Source organism: Rhodopila sp. (assembly GCF_965277825.1).
Taxonomy (GTDB): Bacteria; Pseudomonadota; Alphaproteobacteria; order Acetobacterales; family Acetobacteraceae; genus Rhodopila.
The window spans coordinates 2491440-2506394 of sequence record NZ_OZ255846.1 but is presented as its reverse complement, the minus strand read 5'-3'; the positions used below and the strand labels follow the sequence as shown (position 1 = coordinate 2506394).

16 protein-coding genes are annotated in these 14955 nt (G+C 66.2%); 6 read left to right on the top strand and 10 right to left on the bottom strand.

Annotated features, from left to right (window positions below; all coding sequences use genetic code 11):
• Positions 1-124: 124 nt before the first annotated feature.
• From ACQY4T_RS12400 to ACQY4T_RS12380, 5 genes are all read right to left on the bottom strand, one after another.
• Positions 125-274, bottom strand: coding sequence for a hypothetical protein (locus ACQY4T_RS12400; protein WP_428542321.1), 150 nt, complete (start codon positions 272-274; stop codon positions 125-127).
• Entirely contained in the window at positions 271-1353 is a 1083-nt protein-coding gene (locus ACQY4T_RS12395) for a hypothetical protein (RefSeq protein ID WP_428542318.1), read from the bottom strand. Before ACQY4T_RS12395 ends, ACQY4T_RS12400 begins: the two co-directional genes overlap by 4 nt.
• 301 nt (positions 1354-1654) lie before the next feature.
• Positions 1655-3838 (bottom strand): molybdopterin cofactor-binding domain-containing protein, encoded by a 2184-nt coding sequence (locus ACQY4T_RS12390; RefSeq protein ID WP_428542315.1) that lies wholly within the window; start codon positions 3836-3838, stop codon positions 1655-1657.
• Positions 3835-4302, bottom strand: a complete 468-nt coding sequence (locus ACQY4T_RS12385) for a (2Fe-2S)-binding protein (RefSeq protein WP_428542312.1) — start codon at positions 4300-4302, stop codon at positions 3835-3837. The genes ACQY4T_RS12390 and ACQY4T_RS12385 overlap by 4 nt, the downstream gene beginning before the upstream one ends.
• A complete protein-coding gene (locus tag ACQY4T_RS12380; protein WP_428542309.1) occupies positions 4299-5465 on the bottom strand; it encodes a c-type cytochrome in 1167 nt (388 codons plus the stop codon). The genes ACQY4T_RS12385 and ACQY4T_RS12380 overlap by 4 nt, the downstream gene beginning before the upstream one ends.
• Positions 5466-5672: 207 nt before the next feature.
• Here ACQY4T_RS12380 and ACQY4T_RS12375 point away from each other — a divergent pair, with 207 nt between their 5' ends.
• Positions 5673-6479 (top strand): enoyl-CoA hydratase/isomerase family protein, encoded by an 807-nt coding sequence (locus ACQY4T_RS12375; RefSeq protein ID WP_428542306.1) that lies wholly within the window; start codon positions 5673-5675, stop codon positions 6477-6479.
• Positions 6480-6483: 4 nt separating this feature from the next.
• On the opposite strand, the gene ACQY4T_RS12370 is transcribed toward ACQY4T_RS12375, so the two are convergent.
• Together ACQY4T_RS12370 and ACQY4T_RS12365 are read right to left on the bottom strand one after the other, a co-directional pair.
• Positions 6484-6969, bottom strand: coding sequence for a MaoC family dehydratase (locus ACQY4T_RS12370; protein WP_428542303.1), 486 nt, complete (start codon positions 6967-6969; stop codon positions 6484-6486).
• Between the two features lie 20 nt (positions 6970-6989).
• Complete coding sequence (locus tag ACQY4T_RS12365; protein ID WP_428542300.1) at positions 6990-7745, bottom strand: SDR family oxidoreductase; 756 nt, start codon at positions 7743-7745, stop codon at positions 6990-6992.
• A gap of 128 nt (positions 7746-7873) precedes the next feature.
• Between ACQY4T_RS12365 and hmgA the strand changes: the two genes are divergently transcribed.
• The 4 genes from hmgA to ACQY4T_RS12345 all read left to right on the top strand — a co-directional run bounded on the left by hmgA (position 7874) and on the right by ACQY4T_RS12345 (position 12177).
• On the top strand, positions 7874-9202 hold the full coding sequence (gene hmgA, locus ACQY4T_RS12360) for a homogentisate 1,2-dioxygenase (RefSeq protein WP_428542297.1): 1329 nt from the start codon (positions 7874-7876) through the stop codon (positions 9200-9202).
• Positions 9203-9251: 49 nt separating this feature from the next.
• Positions 9252-10454, top strand: coding sequence for an ABC transporter substrate-binding protein (locus ACQY4T_RS12355; RefSeq protein ID WP_428542294.1), 1203 nt, complete (start codon positions 9252-9254; stop codon positions 10452-10454).
• A 208-nt stretch (positions 10455-10662) separates the two neighbouring features.
• A complete protein-coding gene (locus ACQY4T_RS12350; RefSeq protein ID WP_428542291.1) occupies positions 10663-11337 on the top strand; it encodes an alpha/beta family hydrolase in 675 nt (224 codons plus the stop codon).
• A 78-nt stretch (positions 11338-11415) separates the two neighbouring features.
• Positions 11416-12177: a DUF3750 domain-containing protein gene (locus ACQY4T_RS12345; RefSeq protein WP_428542288.1), complete on the top strand. Its 762-nt coding sequence runs from the start codon at positions 11416-11418 to the stop codon at positions 12175-12177.
• On the opposite strand, the gene ACQY4T_RS12340 is transcribed toward ACQY4T_RS12345, so the two are convergent.
• Positions 12159-12602, bottom strand: a complete 444-nt coding sequence (locus ACQY4T_RS12340) for a hypothetical protein (protein ID WP_428542285.1) — start codon at positions 12600-12602, stop codon at positions 12159-12161. The genes ACQY4T_RS12345 and ACQY4T_RS12340 overlap by 19 nt on opposite strands.
• 100 nt (positions 12603-12702) lie before the next feature.
• Here ACQY4T_RS12340 and ACQY4T_RS12335 point away from each other — a divergent pair, with 100 nt between their 5' ends.
• Positions 12703-13566, top strand: coding sequence for an MFS transporter (locus ACQY4T_RS12335; protein WP_428542282.1), 864 nt, complete (start codon positions 12703-12705; stop codon positions 13564-13566).
• Between the two features lie 60 nt (positions 13567-13626).
• Here the strand turns inward: ACQY4T_RS12335 and rsfS are convergent, their stop codons facing one another.
• Together rsfS and ACQY4T_RS12325 are read right to left on the bottom strand one after the other, a co-directional pair.
• Positions 13627-14049: a ribosome silencing factor gene (gene rsfS, locus ACQY4T_RS12330; RefSeq protein ID WP_428542825.1), complete on the bottom strand. Its 423-nt coding sequence runs from the start codon at positions 14047-14049 to the stop codon at positions 13627-13629.
• A gap of 185 nt (positions 14050-14234) precedes the next feature.
• The gene (locus ACQY4T_RS12325; RefSeq protein ID WP_428542279.1) at positions 14235-14918 is read right to left on the bottom strand and encodes a nicotinate-nucleotide adenylyltransferase; all 684 of its coding nucleotides are present in this window, start codon (positions 14916-14918) and stop codon (positions 14235-14237) included.
• Between the last annotated feature and the right edge of the window lie 37 nt (positions 14919-14955).

Genomic DNA, 14955 nt, shown 5'->3' with positions numbered 1-14955 from the left:
GACCGAACCACCGATGTTGTCAATTTGCCGTAGCTGTTGTGCCAGGACAACATAACTGCGGCGCGACAAACCGGTGGGCGCAACCGGAAGAGCCCCCGCGCCCTCGCTCTCCATCTTGCAACGCTCAGAGTAAGGCGAAATCCAACGCCTGCAGAAGGTCCACGACCGGTGTAGGATAGGCCACCATCATGTTCATCAGTTCAGCCAGCACCAGCCCGGCAACCAGACCGAGGCCGAACGGCAGCCAGCGCCACCCTGTCTGAAGCGCCGTCATCCGTATTCAGCCCATTGCAGCCCGTAATACATCGCGAACATTACGACCAGCGACGCAACGTAGAACCCAGCGACGCCAGCGGCATTGACGATCGGCCGGCGCTGGATCAATCCCAGCAGTCGCGGCAGCGGGGATGCGCCGCGCAGGCAAACCACCGCCAGGATACCGACGATCGGGATGTGGCCGACCGCGTCCAGATGCCCGAACTCGGGAATCGCGGCGATGAAGATGGCGGCGTAGGCAGCAGCACCGAAACGCACCAGCCCCCGACCGGTCATCACGTAGAAAGCAAGGGTGAATTCGACGAACCCTGCAACCACGACGACGAACGCCCACGGAAATCCGAACGCAAGATCAGGGTGTTCGGCGACCACGAACAGGGTCCATTCCGGATAGACGAATTTCTCGATCGCCGTCCACATCAGGCTGAACGCCAGGCCGCCCGAAAGCAGCGGCACGCGCAGCCGAAGACAGCCAGCGGTGCCAATCGTTGTCAGCGCCAGATAGGCGGCGATGCCGGGAAAGAACACATAGTCGGTCATGTGAAAGATACCGAACTGATCGATCCCGAAGCCGTACAGGATGCCAATTCCGACAGCGCCAAGAATGCAGGTGCGGCGCCACGCAACCGACAGCGCGATGGCGAACTGCAGACCGCTCACCCAGCCGACGCTGGCCATCAGTTCGGGCGTCAGGATGGCGTCGCCACGCTCCCACAACACGATCGCGCCTTTGTCCCAAAGCAGCAGAAAGAACGCACCCGCAGCGAGCCGCAGCAGCTTCTCCTCGGTCTCGACATGCAGTCGGCCGCTGGAGGCAAGCCGAGGCCAGCGCTGCGCCACCGCGTCATCCAGCATGAAGCCGGCAAACAACAGCAGCAGAAAGCCGCAGCAGACCGCAACGAAGATCGGCGTCAGCACCCTGCTCAACGCGATCGGCGGCAGGCTCACGTCGGCGATCGAGCAGAACCACTTCACGTGCGCGCTGGCCGCTACCGGGGTCAGCGTCGCGGCGACGGCGAGGATGCAGGCTCGCAGGGACCTCGGTCGCGCAAAGTCAAGCCCAGCTTCGGAGGTCATCTGCAATCAAGGCCCCGTCACGTTGCCTACGAGGGGATACGCAGCCTGGCGGAAAACAGATTTCCCGGGTTTGACATTTCCGCCGTCAGGTCGCGTTCCGCGCGGTCGCGATAAGGCCGTGCCCCGGCTTAAACTGTGTTGTCGGTCAGGCCGGATGTTCGTGCGGTTCGCCGGGTTGGCGTCAATACGAAGACACTAGAACACGAAGTCCATCACCGCATTTCCAATGTCCGGACCAAGTAATAAATCCGATGACGCAAGAGAAATTTTGATGAACGTCCAATATCGCACGCCCGGACGGCTATACTCCGATCGCCGCCTTCACCTTCGCCACCGTGAAAGGAACATCGCGCAACCTCACACCTGTCGCATCGCTCACCGCGTTGGCGATGGCGGCGGCGGTGGGGCCTTGCCCGGCCTCGCCGGTCCCGAGGAAAGGTTGACCCGCCTGCGCAACGACATCCACCGTGATCGACTCCGGCAGAGCCGGAAACCGCATAATCGGATAGCCGCTCCAATCGGTGCTCAGGATGCGCGTGCGGTCGAAATGCACCTGCTCATACAGCGTCCAGCTCGCCGCCTGCACGATGGCGCCCTCGATCTGGTTGCGGATGCCGTCGGGATTGATCGGCTGACCGCTGTCCACCGCGGCGACCACCCGGCCCAGCCGGATCCGCCCGGTCTCATGCTCGACCCGCAAACCCAGCGCAATGGCGCAGTAGGCACCCAGGTTCTTATAGCGCGCAAACGCAAACCCCCTGCCCTCGCCCGGCCTACCCGCGAACCACCCAAAGCGCTCCGCCGCCAGCGCGACCACCGCCTTCGCCCGGTCGTCAGACAAATGCCGCAGCCGGAATGCCACCGGATCGATACCGGCCGCGGCGGCCAGTTCGTCAACGAAACTTTCAATCGCGAACACGTTCAAATAGGCACCCAGCGAGCGCAGCGCCGATACCCGCAACGGCATCTCGGGAATGAAGTGCGATACCACCGTGGCGTTCGGGAAGCGGTAGATCGGGTTGCTGTTGCGGTCTCCGCCGCCCTCAGGCATCGGAATCGGCGCCGGCGGAGGCACCGGCAGGGGATCAGGCAATGCGGCGTTCTGCAGCATCAGCCCGCCGACATTGGGCCGCCGATTGTGGGTGTTGCTCCAGACCTCGTAGTTCCAGTCCACGACATTGCCCGCGGCATCCAGCGCGCCGTCGACCTCGGCGATCATCGCGGCACCGTATGGTTCGTTGCTGTGCTCTTGTTCGCGCATCCATTGCACACGGATCGGCACCCCGGGCATCGCACGCGCGATCAGCGCGGCGTCGCCGGCTGCGTCATCGGCACCGTTATGGCCATAACAGCCCGCCGCCTCGACATGGATGCAGCGGATCTGCTCGGACGGCATGCGCAAAAGCTCAGCCAACGCCGAGCGCAATGGAAACACACCCTGGGAATGGGTCCACACCGTCATCTTGCCGTCGGCGAGTTGCGCCACGGCGCACGATGGACCGATAGCGCCATGCATCAGGTATGGACGAGTGTAACGCGCTCGCAGCCGCCGCACCGGTGGCGCCCCCGGCGCCTGCCACGTCAGCACCGGGATATCCCGCGCCGGCAACGATTGGATCGCTTCCAGAACCGTCGCCTCCTCGGGCAGGGTCGCGGTCTGCCGCCATCTCGCCGCGACCGCCAACGCGCGCATCGCCTTGATCGCCTGCCATTCTTTCTGCGCAACCACCGCCAGGTAGCTGGTCTCGCGCACCAGCTTGACGACCCCCGGCATGCTTTCGATCGGCGCGCTGTCGAAATCCAGCAGCACCGCACCCACGCTGGGTTGGCGGATGGCACGAGCATGCAGCATCCCCGGCAGCCGAAGGTCCTGCACATAGGCGACGCCACCAGTCAGCTTCGCCGGAATATCGGTCCGCGGCATCGAGGTGCCGATCAGCCGATACGATGCCGGATCCCGAAGCTGGCTTTCCGGCTGCGCCTCGACGTGCAGGTTGAGCTTCGTCGCCAGCGCTCCATACCCCAGGCTGCGTCCGTCCGGCGCTCGAACTGATCCGTCCACCGTCGAAACGGAGTCCGGACCCACGCCGAATTCGGCAGCGCCGGCGCTCACCAGCAAACCCCGCACCTCGGCGGCGGCATTCATGATCGCCGTGCCGCTGTCCTGCATCGAATGACTGCCCGCGGTGAAGCCCTCATTCGCGGTCCGGGCGGTATCAGCGGTAACGAGTTCGATCCGCCCGACCCCGACATCGAGTTGTTCCGCGGCCACCTGCAACAGCGCAGTCTTCAACCCCTGACCAAGCTCCGCCTTGCCCGTGAAGACAGTGATCCGGCCATCCGGAGCGACGCGGATCCAGGCGTCGAGCAGCGGGGTCTGCTTTAGACTGCCCGACCGCCCCCGCGGTTCGGCGGAAAGCGAGAAAGACACCATCAGGCCGCCGCCGGCAACCAGCAGCGCGCGACGCCGCAGCACCGCCTTCATGGCTTCACCACCCGCGCCGATCGCATCGCCCCGGCAGCACGCCGCACCGCCGCCAGGATGCGCATATGGGTACCGCAGCGGCACAAATTGACCGCCATGTGCTGGCGGATTTCCTGCTCGGACGGATGCGGATTGTGCTCCAGCAAGGACTGCGCGCGCATCACCATGCCGGCAATGCAATAGCCGCACTGCGCCGCCTGCTCGTCGATGAACGCGTGCTGCACGGCGTTCATGCCGAGCCCCTCGATCGTGCGAACATTCCGGCCAGGCAATATGGCGATCGGGGTCAGGCAGGAAAACACCGCCTGCCCGTCAAGCATCACCGTGCAGGCGCCGCACTGTCCCAGGCCGCAGCCGAACTTGGCGCCGTTCAGGCCAAGTTCGTCGCGCAGCACATATAGCAGCGGCGTATCCGGTTCCGCATCGACATCGTGGTCGCGTCCGTTGACAGTCAGCCGGATCATGATGCCCCTCGCGCCTTGGCCACCTCGGCCGCAACATCGCTCCACGCCGGCTTGCTGCTGAACGCGGCTCGCAGATAACCCGCCACTTGCGCCACCTGAGCGTCGGTCAGCACGGCGGCGAAGGACGGCATATAGGGCGCCGGCCTGGTTTCGCGCCACGGGATGCCGTGCAAGATGATCTGGATCGCGCCGCGCGGCGTCGGCGCGTTGACCGCGGTGCTGAGCGCCAGTGATGGCGCGCCGTCTCGGCTCATCGGCGCATCGGCCCCATGGCATCCGCCGCAGGCGCCATCGAACATCGCCCGCGCCGCCGGATCGGCGCTCCTGGCCTCGACCGCGCGCGCGGATTGCGGTGCGGCCGATTGCGGCATCAGCGACGCCAGGTAGATCGCCATGGCGCTCACGTCTGCCTCGGGAACCTTGGCCAGTTGGTCGGTCACCGCCGTCATCGGGCCAGCAGCGGCGCCATGATCGGCGGCGAAGCCGGTGCGCAGGTAGCTGGCAAGGGCTTGCTGCGTCCAGGGATGCGCCGCCGGAGACGCTGTCTGCAGCGGAGGTGCATACCAGTTCTCGGCATCTCCACCGGCCAGGCTGCGCCCGGCTTCCTCGGCACCAAGCACATTGTGCGGCGTATGGCAGGCGCCACAATGGCCGATCGCCTCGACCAGATAATTGCCTCGGTTCCAGACCGCGTCGTGATCGGAATCGGGACGCCAAGGCCCAGGCCTCAGATACAACAAGTTCCACCCGGTCAGCACAACGCGCTGGTCGATCGGGAATGGCAGCTCGTTCGGCACCCTCGCCGCATGGATCGGCACCCGCGTCATCAGAAAGGCATACATCGCTCCAATGTCGTCGTCGCTGGCTCGGGTGAAATGCGGATAAGGCAGCACCGGATAAAGGTGGCGCCCATTCCGATCGATGCCGTCCCGCATCGCGCGCTGGAACGCGGCCAGCGACCAGCGCCCGATGCCGGTCTCGGGATCAGGGCTGATGTTGGTGGAATGAATCGACCCGAATGGAGTGGGTATCGCCCGCCCGCCGGCATATGACTGACCGCTCTGATTAGTGTGACAAACCGAGCAGTCCCCGATCGCGGCGAGTTCGGCGCCACGAGCAACCTGAGCCGGCGGAAACCGGGCATGCTGCTGAACCGGCGCCATGGCCGGGTGCCAACTCTGCCCAGCACCCGCCTGCTATCAGCAGCACTGCGATGACCGCGGCGATCGGTGCCTTGCGCAAAACCATCCCCGGGTTACTGCTTAAGCCATCATAACAGTACTGGCCACAACAACGAAGTCAACACGCGGGACTTGACCGGTATCGGCATGCGGTGGCCACTACCCGGTCCCCGGGAGGAGAACGAGACGATGACTGATGCCTACGCCCGCTACACGCGGCTGCGGTTCGACCGGCCGCACCCGAAGGTGCTGCGGATCACCATGGACAACGGCCGGATGAACACCGCCGACGACGTCATGCACGCAGAATTGGCCGATATCTGGCGCGACGTCGATCGCGATCCGACGGTCAATGCGGTGGTGATCACCGGCGCCGGGAAGGTGTTCTCGGCCGGCGGCGACTTTGCCATGGTCCAGCACGCGATCGACGGCTTCGACGCTCGCACCCGACAATGGAAGGAAGCCCGCGAGATCGTCTACAACGTGATCAACTGCGGCAAGCCGGTGGTCAGCGCGATGCGCGGCGTGGCGGTTGGCGCCGGGCTGGTCTGCGGCATCCTGGCGGATGTTTCGATCGCAACCAAGGACTGCCGGATCATCGACGGCCACACCCGGCTCGGCGTCGCGGCCGGCGATCACGCGGCGATCATCTGGCCGCTGCTGTGCGGGCTGGCGAAGGCGAAATACTACCTGCTGCTGTGCGAGCAGGTGCTGGGCGCCGAGGCCGAACGCATCGGCCTGATCAGCCTGGCGGTGGAGGACGACGAACTGGATGCCAAGGCGATCGAGATCGCGACCCGGCTCGCCGAAGGCGCGCAGACCGCCATCCGGTTCACCAAATACGCCTTGAACAACTGGCTGCGCCAGGCCGGCCCGACCTTCGATGCCTCGCTGGCGCTGGAGTTCCTGTCCTTCACCGGACCCGAGGTGGCCGAAGGCCTGGGGTCACATCAAGCCAAGCGCAGACCGGCATTTCCACCAGACTCGGCCGTCTGAACCATCAATCCCCCGCGCCGCGCGCCTTGACCATGCGCAGCGGATTATAGGTGATCGCGACCGACCCATCTTGTTTCTTCACAGTGTTGAATGTGCGCACCAGGCCGCGGTTCGCCCGGCTGGCACTGCGCCGGCTTTCGACCACCTCGCACTCGACGTGGATGGTATCGCCGGCAAACGTCGGCCCGGCGACGTTCAGTTCCATGTTCAGGAAGGCGAAACCGGTGTGCTGCATGGTGGCGTGTACCAGCAGTCCCTCGGCGAAGGCATACACCATCGCGCCAGGCACCACACGGCGCGCGATGTCGCTTTCCTCGCGCAGGAATTCGGTGTTGGAGAACAGCACCTCCGTCATCCCGGTGACGCCGATGAAGTTCACCAGGTCGGCCTCGGTCAGGGTGCGCCCAATTGTGCGGAACTTGCGCCCGACCGGCAGGTCCTCGAAGCACAGCCCAAGCCCCAGCAGTTCATACTCGTCGGTTTCTGGCATGCGGAAATTCCGTTCGGTTGTCAGGACATCGTCAGGCCGCCCGAGACGCTCAGCGTCTGGCCGGTGATGAAGGCGGCGTCGTCAGACAGCAGGAAGGCAATGGTCCCCGGATAGTCCTCCGGCTGGCCAATGCGCTTCAGCGGCACCGCTCGGGCCATTGCCGCGCCCACCTTGGCGCCGTCCTGCGTGGCGGACTTGAACTCGTCGAACAATGGCGTGTCGGTCGGCCCCGGGCAGACCACGTTCAGCGTAATGCCGAACCGAGCCATCTCGCGCGCCATCGTCTTGGTGAAGGCGATGATGCCGCCCTTGCAGGCGGAATACACCGCCTCCCCCGAAGACCCGACCCGACCCGCGTCGGAGGCAACATTGACCACGCGTCCGAAGCCGCGCCGCACCATGCCCGGCAGCACGACATGGTGTAGATGCATCGGTCCATACAAATTGATGCCGATGATGCGATCCCACAGCGCGATGTCGGTATCCAGGAAATTGCTGAAGCGTTCCCAGCCAGCGACATTGGCAAGCAGATCGACCGGGGCGACCTCGGCCTCGAAGCGGGCGACGGCGGTCTCGACAGCGGCCCGGTCGGTGATGTCGGTGGCCGCGTACCAGGCCCCGTTCGGGCAGGCAGCGACCGTCGCCGCGGCGCCGGCCTCGTCGATATCCAGGATGCCGACGCGGCAGCCCTGTTGGGCAAGGCGGACCGCGGTCGCCCGCCCGATGCCGCTGGCGCCCCCGGTCAGCAAGACGCCACGCCCTGTCAGTCCCCGCATCGGCGTTCCCCCTGGTTTGCCTGTTGGTCAGGATACCGCATGATCGTCCCGGCCGCGACCCACACACCGCGCCCCAGACAGCAACGACCCGCACAGCAACGACCCGCACAGCAACGAAAGATCGATCGATGAACGACGCCACCTTCAGCGTGGCCGCTACCACCGGCTATCAGTCGGGGTTCGGCAACGGCTTCGAAACCGAAGCGCTCCCCGGCGCGCTGCCGGTCGGCCGCAATTCGCCGCAGCGCTGCGCCTATGGGCTGTACGCGGAGCAGATCAGCGGCTCGCCATTCACCGCCCCGCGCGCCAGCAACAAGAGAAGTTGGCTGTATCGCATCCGCCCGACCGTGGCGCACTGGGGCCAGTTCCGCCCGGCCGATACCGGCCTGTGGCGCACCGCTCCCTGCGCCGAAGTCCAATTGCCCCCCGCACCGATGCGCTGGGACCCGATCCCGATCCCCGACGACGCGCACGACTTTCCCGCCGGCGTGCACACCATCACCACGGCCGGCGATGCCGCAACGCTCGCCGGGATGGCGGCGCATGTCTACCTGCTGACCCAGTCCATGGTGGACGCCTGTTTCTACAATGCCGACGCCGAGATGCTGTTCGTGCCGCAGCAAGGTGCGCTGCGCCTGCGCACCGAGTTCGGCATCATCGACATCGCGCCCGGCGAAGTGGCGGTGCTGCCGCGCGGGGTGAAGTTCGCCGTCGAACTTCCCAGCGGCGCCGCCCGCGGCTATCTGTGCGAGAACTACGGCGCCGCGTTCACCCTGCCCGAACGCGGCCCCATCGGCGCCAACTGCCTGGCCAACCCGCGCGACTTCCTGACCCCGGTCGCCGCCTACCAGGACCGCGAGACATCGTGCCGGCTGACAGTTAAGTGGGGCGGCGCATTGTGGCAGACCGATCTCGACCATTCGCCGCTCGACGTGGTGGCATGGCACGGCAACTACGCACCCTACAAATACGACCTGCGGCGGTTCTCCCCGGTCGGCCCGGTGCAATTCGATCACGCCGATCCGAGCATCTTCACCGTGCTGACCTCGGCCAGCGACACGCCCGGCACCGCCAACATCGATTTCGTGATCTTTCCCGATCGCTGGCTGGTGGCCGAGGACACCTTCCGCCCGCCCTGGTATCACATGAACATCATGAGCGAGTTCATGGGCCTGATCCTCGGTGTCTACGACGGCAAGACCGGCGGCGGTTTCGTGCCCGGCGGGTTCTCGCTGCACAACACCATGTTGCCGCACGGCCCCGACCGCGCCGCGTTCGAGGCCGCCAGCAACGCCGACCTGCAGCCGCACCGGCTGGACGGAACCCTGGCCTTCATGTTCGAAACCAGGTTCCGCCAGCAGGTCACCGCCTACGCCGCGAACATGCCCCAACTCCAGCCCGACTACACCCGTTATGGGAGCGCCCTGCCGAAGCGCTTCGATGCGACCCGGCGCTGATTGATGCGGAGGCATGAAGCCCCGATAATCCGCCCGGAGGACGTCCACCATGACCAGCAAGAATCTCCGCCGGCGGGCCGTGCTCGGCGGCGCCGCGATCAGCGCGGCAATGCCCGCGTTCTCCGCCGCCGCCGCGACATCCGATCCGGTGCGGGTGGCGGTCCTGACCGACGAGAACGGCCCGTACAGCGATTCCGGCGGCGCCGGTTCGATCCTCGGCGCACGCATGGCGGCCGAGGATTTCGGCGGCGTGGTGCTCGGCCGCAAGATCGAGATCCTGCACGCCGATACCCAGAACAAGCCCGACATCGCCGGCTCGATCGCCCGGGCGTGGTATGATTCCGGCGTCGATGCCATCATCGACCTGCCGGTGACCCCGGTTGCCGCCGCAGTGCAGCAGGTGGCGCGGCAGAAAGGCCGGACGGTAATGATCACCGCCTCGGCGATCAGCGAATTCACCTCCAAGAATTGTTCGCCCACCAGCAGCCATTGGGCGGACGACACCCACGCGTTGACCACCGGGGCGGCAAAGCTGACCGCCGGGTCGGACCGACGCACCTGGTTCTTCATCACCGTCGACTTCAGCTTCGGCGCGGCGCTGCAGGCACTCACCGCCAAGGCGATCCAGGCAAACGGCGGCAAGGTCGTGGGCGATGCGAAATTTCCCATCGGTAACACCGAATTTTCCTCACAGATCATCGCCGCGCAGAGTTCCGGGGCAGCGATCGTCGGGCTGGCCGCGGTGGGCGGGGATCAGGTCAACCTGATCAAGCAGGCCGCCGAGTTCGGCCTGCGCAAGAACGGCACTCGCCTTGCCGGATTCCTGGTCTACATCACCGACATCCACGCGCTCGGACTGCAAGTTGCCCAAGGGCTGACTTTCCCGGCCGGATTCTACTGGGATCAGACCCAGCAGAGCCGGGCGTTCTCGAAGCGGTTCATGGCAAGCCGCAAGGCGGCGCCGACCAAGAACCAGGCGGTCAACTACACCAGCACGCTGCACTTCCTGAAGGCGATGGCGCAGGCCGCAACCGACGACCCGATCGCCGTCAACAAGGCGATGCGCGCCATGCCGGTGGATTACTTCGGCCGTCCCGCCACGCTGCGCGCGGACGGCAGGCTGCTCTACGACGTGACATTGTATCGAGTGAAACGACCGGATGAAAGCCGCGCACCCTGGGACTACTATGCCGAGATCGGGACGCTGCCGGCGGCGGAGGCGTTTTTGCCGATGAACCCCACCTGCGCTTAGTGCGGTATTCGTTCACCTCACTTCACGGACACCGCTCCAGAGTGTTTGAGAGCGAAACTCACGTCTCCGGCGTTGCCAGCCTCCGACGATTCGCAGTGTTTGAGAGCGAAACTCACGTCTCCTGCGTTGCCAGAGCCCGACGATCCGCATTGTATGAAACCGAAACTCATGTCTCCGGCGATGCCGCCTCCGACCATTTCGCACTAGCGTGAGCGTTGATCCAATAACCATCGCGGTCGACGCCGCCCAGACGGTCTCGGGACTTTGGCAGACCCCCGACAGGCCCAGCGCCTGCCTGGTGCTGGCACATGGTGCCGGCGCCGGAATGACCCACCCCTTCATGGCGGCGGTCGCCGACGGGCTGCAGGCGCGCGCGGTCGCCAGCCTGCGGTTTCAGTTTCCCTACATGGAAAACCGCTCGAAGCGGCCCGACCGCCCGGCACTGGCTCATGCGACGATTCGCGCGGCGGTCGCGACGGCGGTCCGGCTCGCGCCCGGTCTCGCGCTGTTCGCCGGCGGCAAATCGTTCGGTGCCCGCATGACCTCGCAAGCCCAGGCCGAGGCCCCGCTGACGCAGGTGCGCGGCCTGGTCTTCCTCGGGTTTCCGCTGCATCCGGCGGGCAAGCCAGCCGACGAGCGGGCGCGCCATCTGGCCCAGATGCGGGTCCCGATGCTGTTCCTGCAGGGGAGCCGGGACGCGCTGGCCAACCCGGCGCTGCTTGCGCGCACGCTCGAAACCTTGGCACCGGCCGCGACGCTGAAACTGTTCGACCAGGCCGATCACTCGTTCCACGTCCCCAAGCGGTCAGGTCGGACCGATACAGAGCTTCTGCACACGGTTCTCGATGCCGCGGTATCCTGGATGGCGGCGCGGCGGGACTGACGATGACCGTGCCAGCCGCGGCCACCGGTTGTCGCCACGCCGGTTGTCGTTACGCCGCGCCATGGCAATCTCTGCCGAATGATGTCGCTTTTCAAGACCGGCCTGACGCTGTTTGCCGTGGTCTATCTCTTGCCACTCGGCATCGCGGCGCTGCGCTACCTTGCCGGCGGCACCGGCCGCGGATGGCGTTCGGCCGATCGGTCCAGCATCGGCGCGCTGCCACCGCCGGAGCCTCACGCGGCCGCGGTGGTGCGCATCTTCTCAGCCCAAACGGTACGTTGGCGCGGCATCATGGCGTCGCACTGTTGGATCGTTTTCAAACCCTATGGCGCATCCTCGTATCGCCGCTACGACTACACCGCCTGGGGCGAATTGCCGATCCGGGTCAACGGTTTCGAACCCGATGGGCGATGGTTCGGCAAGGTGCCCCAGGTGGTGTTCGCCGCCGACGGCGACACCGCCACCGCGTTGCTGGCGAAGATCGAGGCGGCAATCGCCGGCTACGCCTGGCGCAACGCCGGCGACTACCGCGCCTGGCCGGGACCGAATTCAAACACCTTCGTCGCGGCGATCCTGGATGCGGTGCCCGAGATGCGCGTCAGCCTGCCGCCGACCGCGATCGGCAAGGATTACCCCTACGACGGGCAATGGCTGCGCCGGACGCGATCCGGTCCCGGGCTGCGGCTGACCCTGGGCGGCTACGCCGGGGTGACGCTGGCTTGGGTGGACGGGATCGAGGTCAACATCCTGGGCGCAGTCGCGGGTCTCGATATTCGTCGCCCGGCGGTCAAGCTTCCCGGCCTCGGCCGGTTCGGTGTGGATCAGGACGGCAGCAGTTGACCGCCGCCGCCAACCGCTTCGGGCGCCGCCTCACTGCGGTCAACGTCCACCTCGTCGCTGAACGGCACCGTCTCGTCGCCAGGGTTTTGCGCCATTTCCGCCACCGTGAATTCCACCGCGGCGACGACCTGGGCCAGGTTCACCGTGGCCACCGATGCACCCTGAATCGGCGACCCCAGAAAATGCTTGGATCGCCAGGCCAGGTCGATGCCCTCCGGCACGCCGGCGTCATCCAGCAGGACATCCAGCAGCACCAGCCCCTCCGAGGATTGATGCGCCGCGGCGATCGAGGTCAGCCGCAACACGTCCCCCGTCGTCAGCAGCAGCCCGAACGCGCCGCGAAGTCCGACCATGCGGCGTCCGAGCCAAGCCGGCAGCATGCCCGATACCGTTTCGGGGTCGGTGATCCGCGTCCATGTCACCATGCGTTCCTCCTAGTTGGTTTGGCTGCGGCGGCCGGGGTAACAGCGTGCCCGACTCAGCGTCGCTATAGCAGCCAAGCATCGGTCTCGCGATACCCGCACCGTGATCGAGCCGCGCTTTCTTGCGCATGATCGCGGCCTGAGCGAAACCGTCAACGCGCAGGCTCCCAGCGGCTATCTGCTGGCCTCGGTGCTGTATCTGGCGCTGCCCTGGCTGGGCTGGCGCGGCATGTTCATGGTCGGCATAATCCCGGCACTGCTGGTGTTCTACATCCGCCGCAGCGTGCCCGAGAGCCCGGACTGGCTGGCCCGTAGCCATCATGAATGCCGAGCCAGCATCTGGCCGGTACTGCGCCAGCGCGGAGGGCCGGTAGCGTTCGCCGCGATCGTCATGATGGCGTTCAATTTCTTCAGCCACGGCTCACAGGACCTCTATCCCAGCGAGTTCCTGGGCGCGCAGCATCATCTTTCGACGACGACGATTTCGGCGATCTCGATCATCGCCAATCTCGGAGCGATCCTCGGCGGCATCGGCTTCGCCACGCTTTCGCAGCGGATCGGGCGCAAATGGCGGATCGTGATCGCCGCGCTGCTGGCGCTGCCCGTCCTGCGCCTGTGGGCATTCTCCACCACCCCGATCATGCTCGGGCTGGGGGCCTTCCTGATGCAGGTCTGCGTGCAAGGCGCCTGGGGCGTGGTGCCGGTGTATCTGAATGAACTGTCTCCGCCGACGATCCGCGGCACCTTCCCCGGATTGGTCTATCAGTTGGGCAACTTCCTGGCCGCCGCCAACGCCAATATCCAGGTCTGGCTGGCCCAGCGCTTCGACGGCGATTACGCCATGGCGCTGGCCATCGTGGTTGGCGTGGTGGCGGTGATCATCGCCGTCATGGTGGCATTGGGCCGCGAGCCAAAGGGCACCCGGATGGGTGCCGACCTGCAAGACTCCGTGGCGCGTCCAGGCTGACTCCGCCGCCGAACCCCTGCGCCCGCCCCCGATCAAACCGCCCCGATCATTGGGCGCGGGTCACACCGCTTCATCCAGATCCTCGCCCCACATCTTCTCCAGCGCGTACATCGTCCGCGCCTCCGGCTTGAACAGATGGATGACGATGTCGCCGGCATCGATCAGCACCCAGTCCGATCCGCCGGCGCCCTCGACCTGCACCCGCTTCAACCCGGCGTCCTTCAGCTTCTCGCTCAGATGCTGCGCCATCGCGCTGATCTGGCGGTCCGCCAGGCCCGAGGCGATCACCATCCGGTCGCAAAACATCGCCTTGCCCGCCAGATCCATGGTGACCACGTTTTCCGCCTTGTCGTTGTCCAGACTGCCGACGATCACCGCCTGTAGCCGGTCCAGCACCGACGGCTCCGCTGCCACCTTCCCCGCCGCGGCCCTGGCCTGCTTCGGCCCGGCCGCGATCGTCTTCTTGCGCGGGCCGCCCTGCACCACCCCAGCCTCCGGCAACTTCGGCTTGACCGCGATCTTGCGCGGCGCCGGCTTATGCCTTGCCGGCGAGGACGAAATCTTCGGCGTCTTGGTTATGGCACATGTCCTTCAGCGGCTGATTTAAAGCTGTATCCGATAACCCTGGTTCACGGAGACCGCCCCAAACCATTGTTTGACAGCGAAATTCACCTCCCCGGCGAGTCCGCCTCCGACGATTTCGCTCTGATCGCGGTAGCCGAAGCGGCAGTCTGGCGGCCCGGCAGGAACACCCATCCAGGGGCCGCACCCGGCAGCAGCGCGGCTTGCCGCGCCGGCCGGCGATCCGCCCGTAGCCGATGCGCCGCCTGTCCCGCAAGCGCGCGCCGTGAGTGATTGGGCCGAGGCAGCACCACGAACCCCAGCCGCTGCACGATATCGCCCCAGCGGCGCCAGCGCGGCAACTGCTCCAGGATGTCCGCCCCCATGATCCAGACAAACTTCGCCGATGGAAAGCGCCGCAGCAACGACCGCATGGTATCGACGGTATAGCGCGTCCGCAACGCCGCCTCGATCCCGCTCGCCACCACCCGCCGCCCGTCCGCGATCCGCGCCGCGCCTGCCAGGCGATCCGCCAACGGAGCCATCCCGTTCGCCGATTTCAACGGATTGCCGGGCGATACCAGCAGCCAGACCTGATCCAGCCGGAGCCGCCGCATCGCCAGTTCCGCCACCAGCCGATGCCCCTCGTGCGCGGGATTGAACGACCCGCCCAGCAAGCCGACGCGCATCCGCCGTCGGTCGCCGAATTTCGGGATCGGATCAGACCGTGTCGCCACCGGCCCGCCGCGCTCCGCATTCAAGTCGGGCGCCAGGCAGACCCAGCATGCCATGCCCCAGCTTCCCGCGCCCCGGCTTTGCACGCCCGGG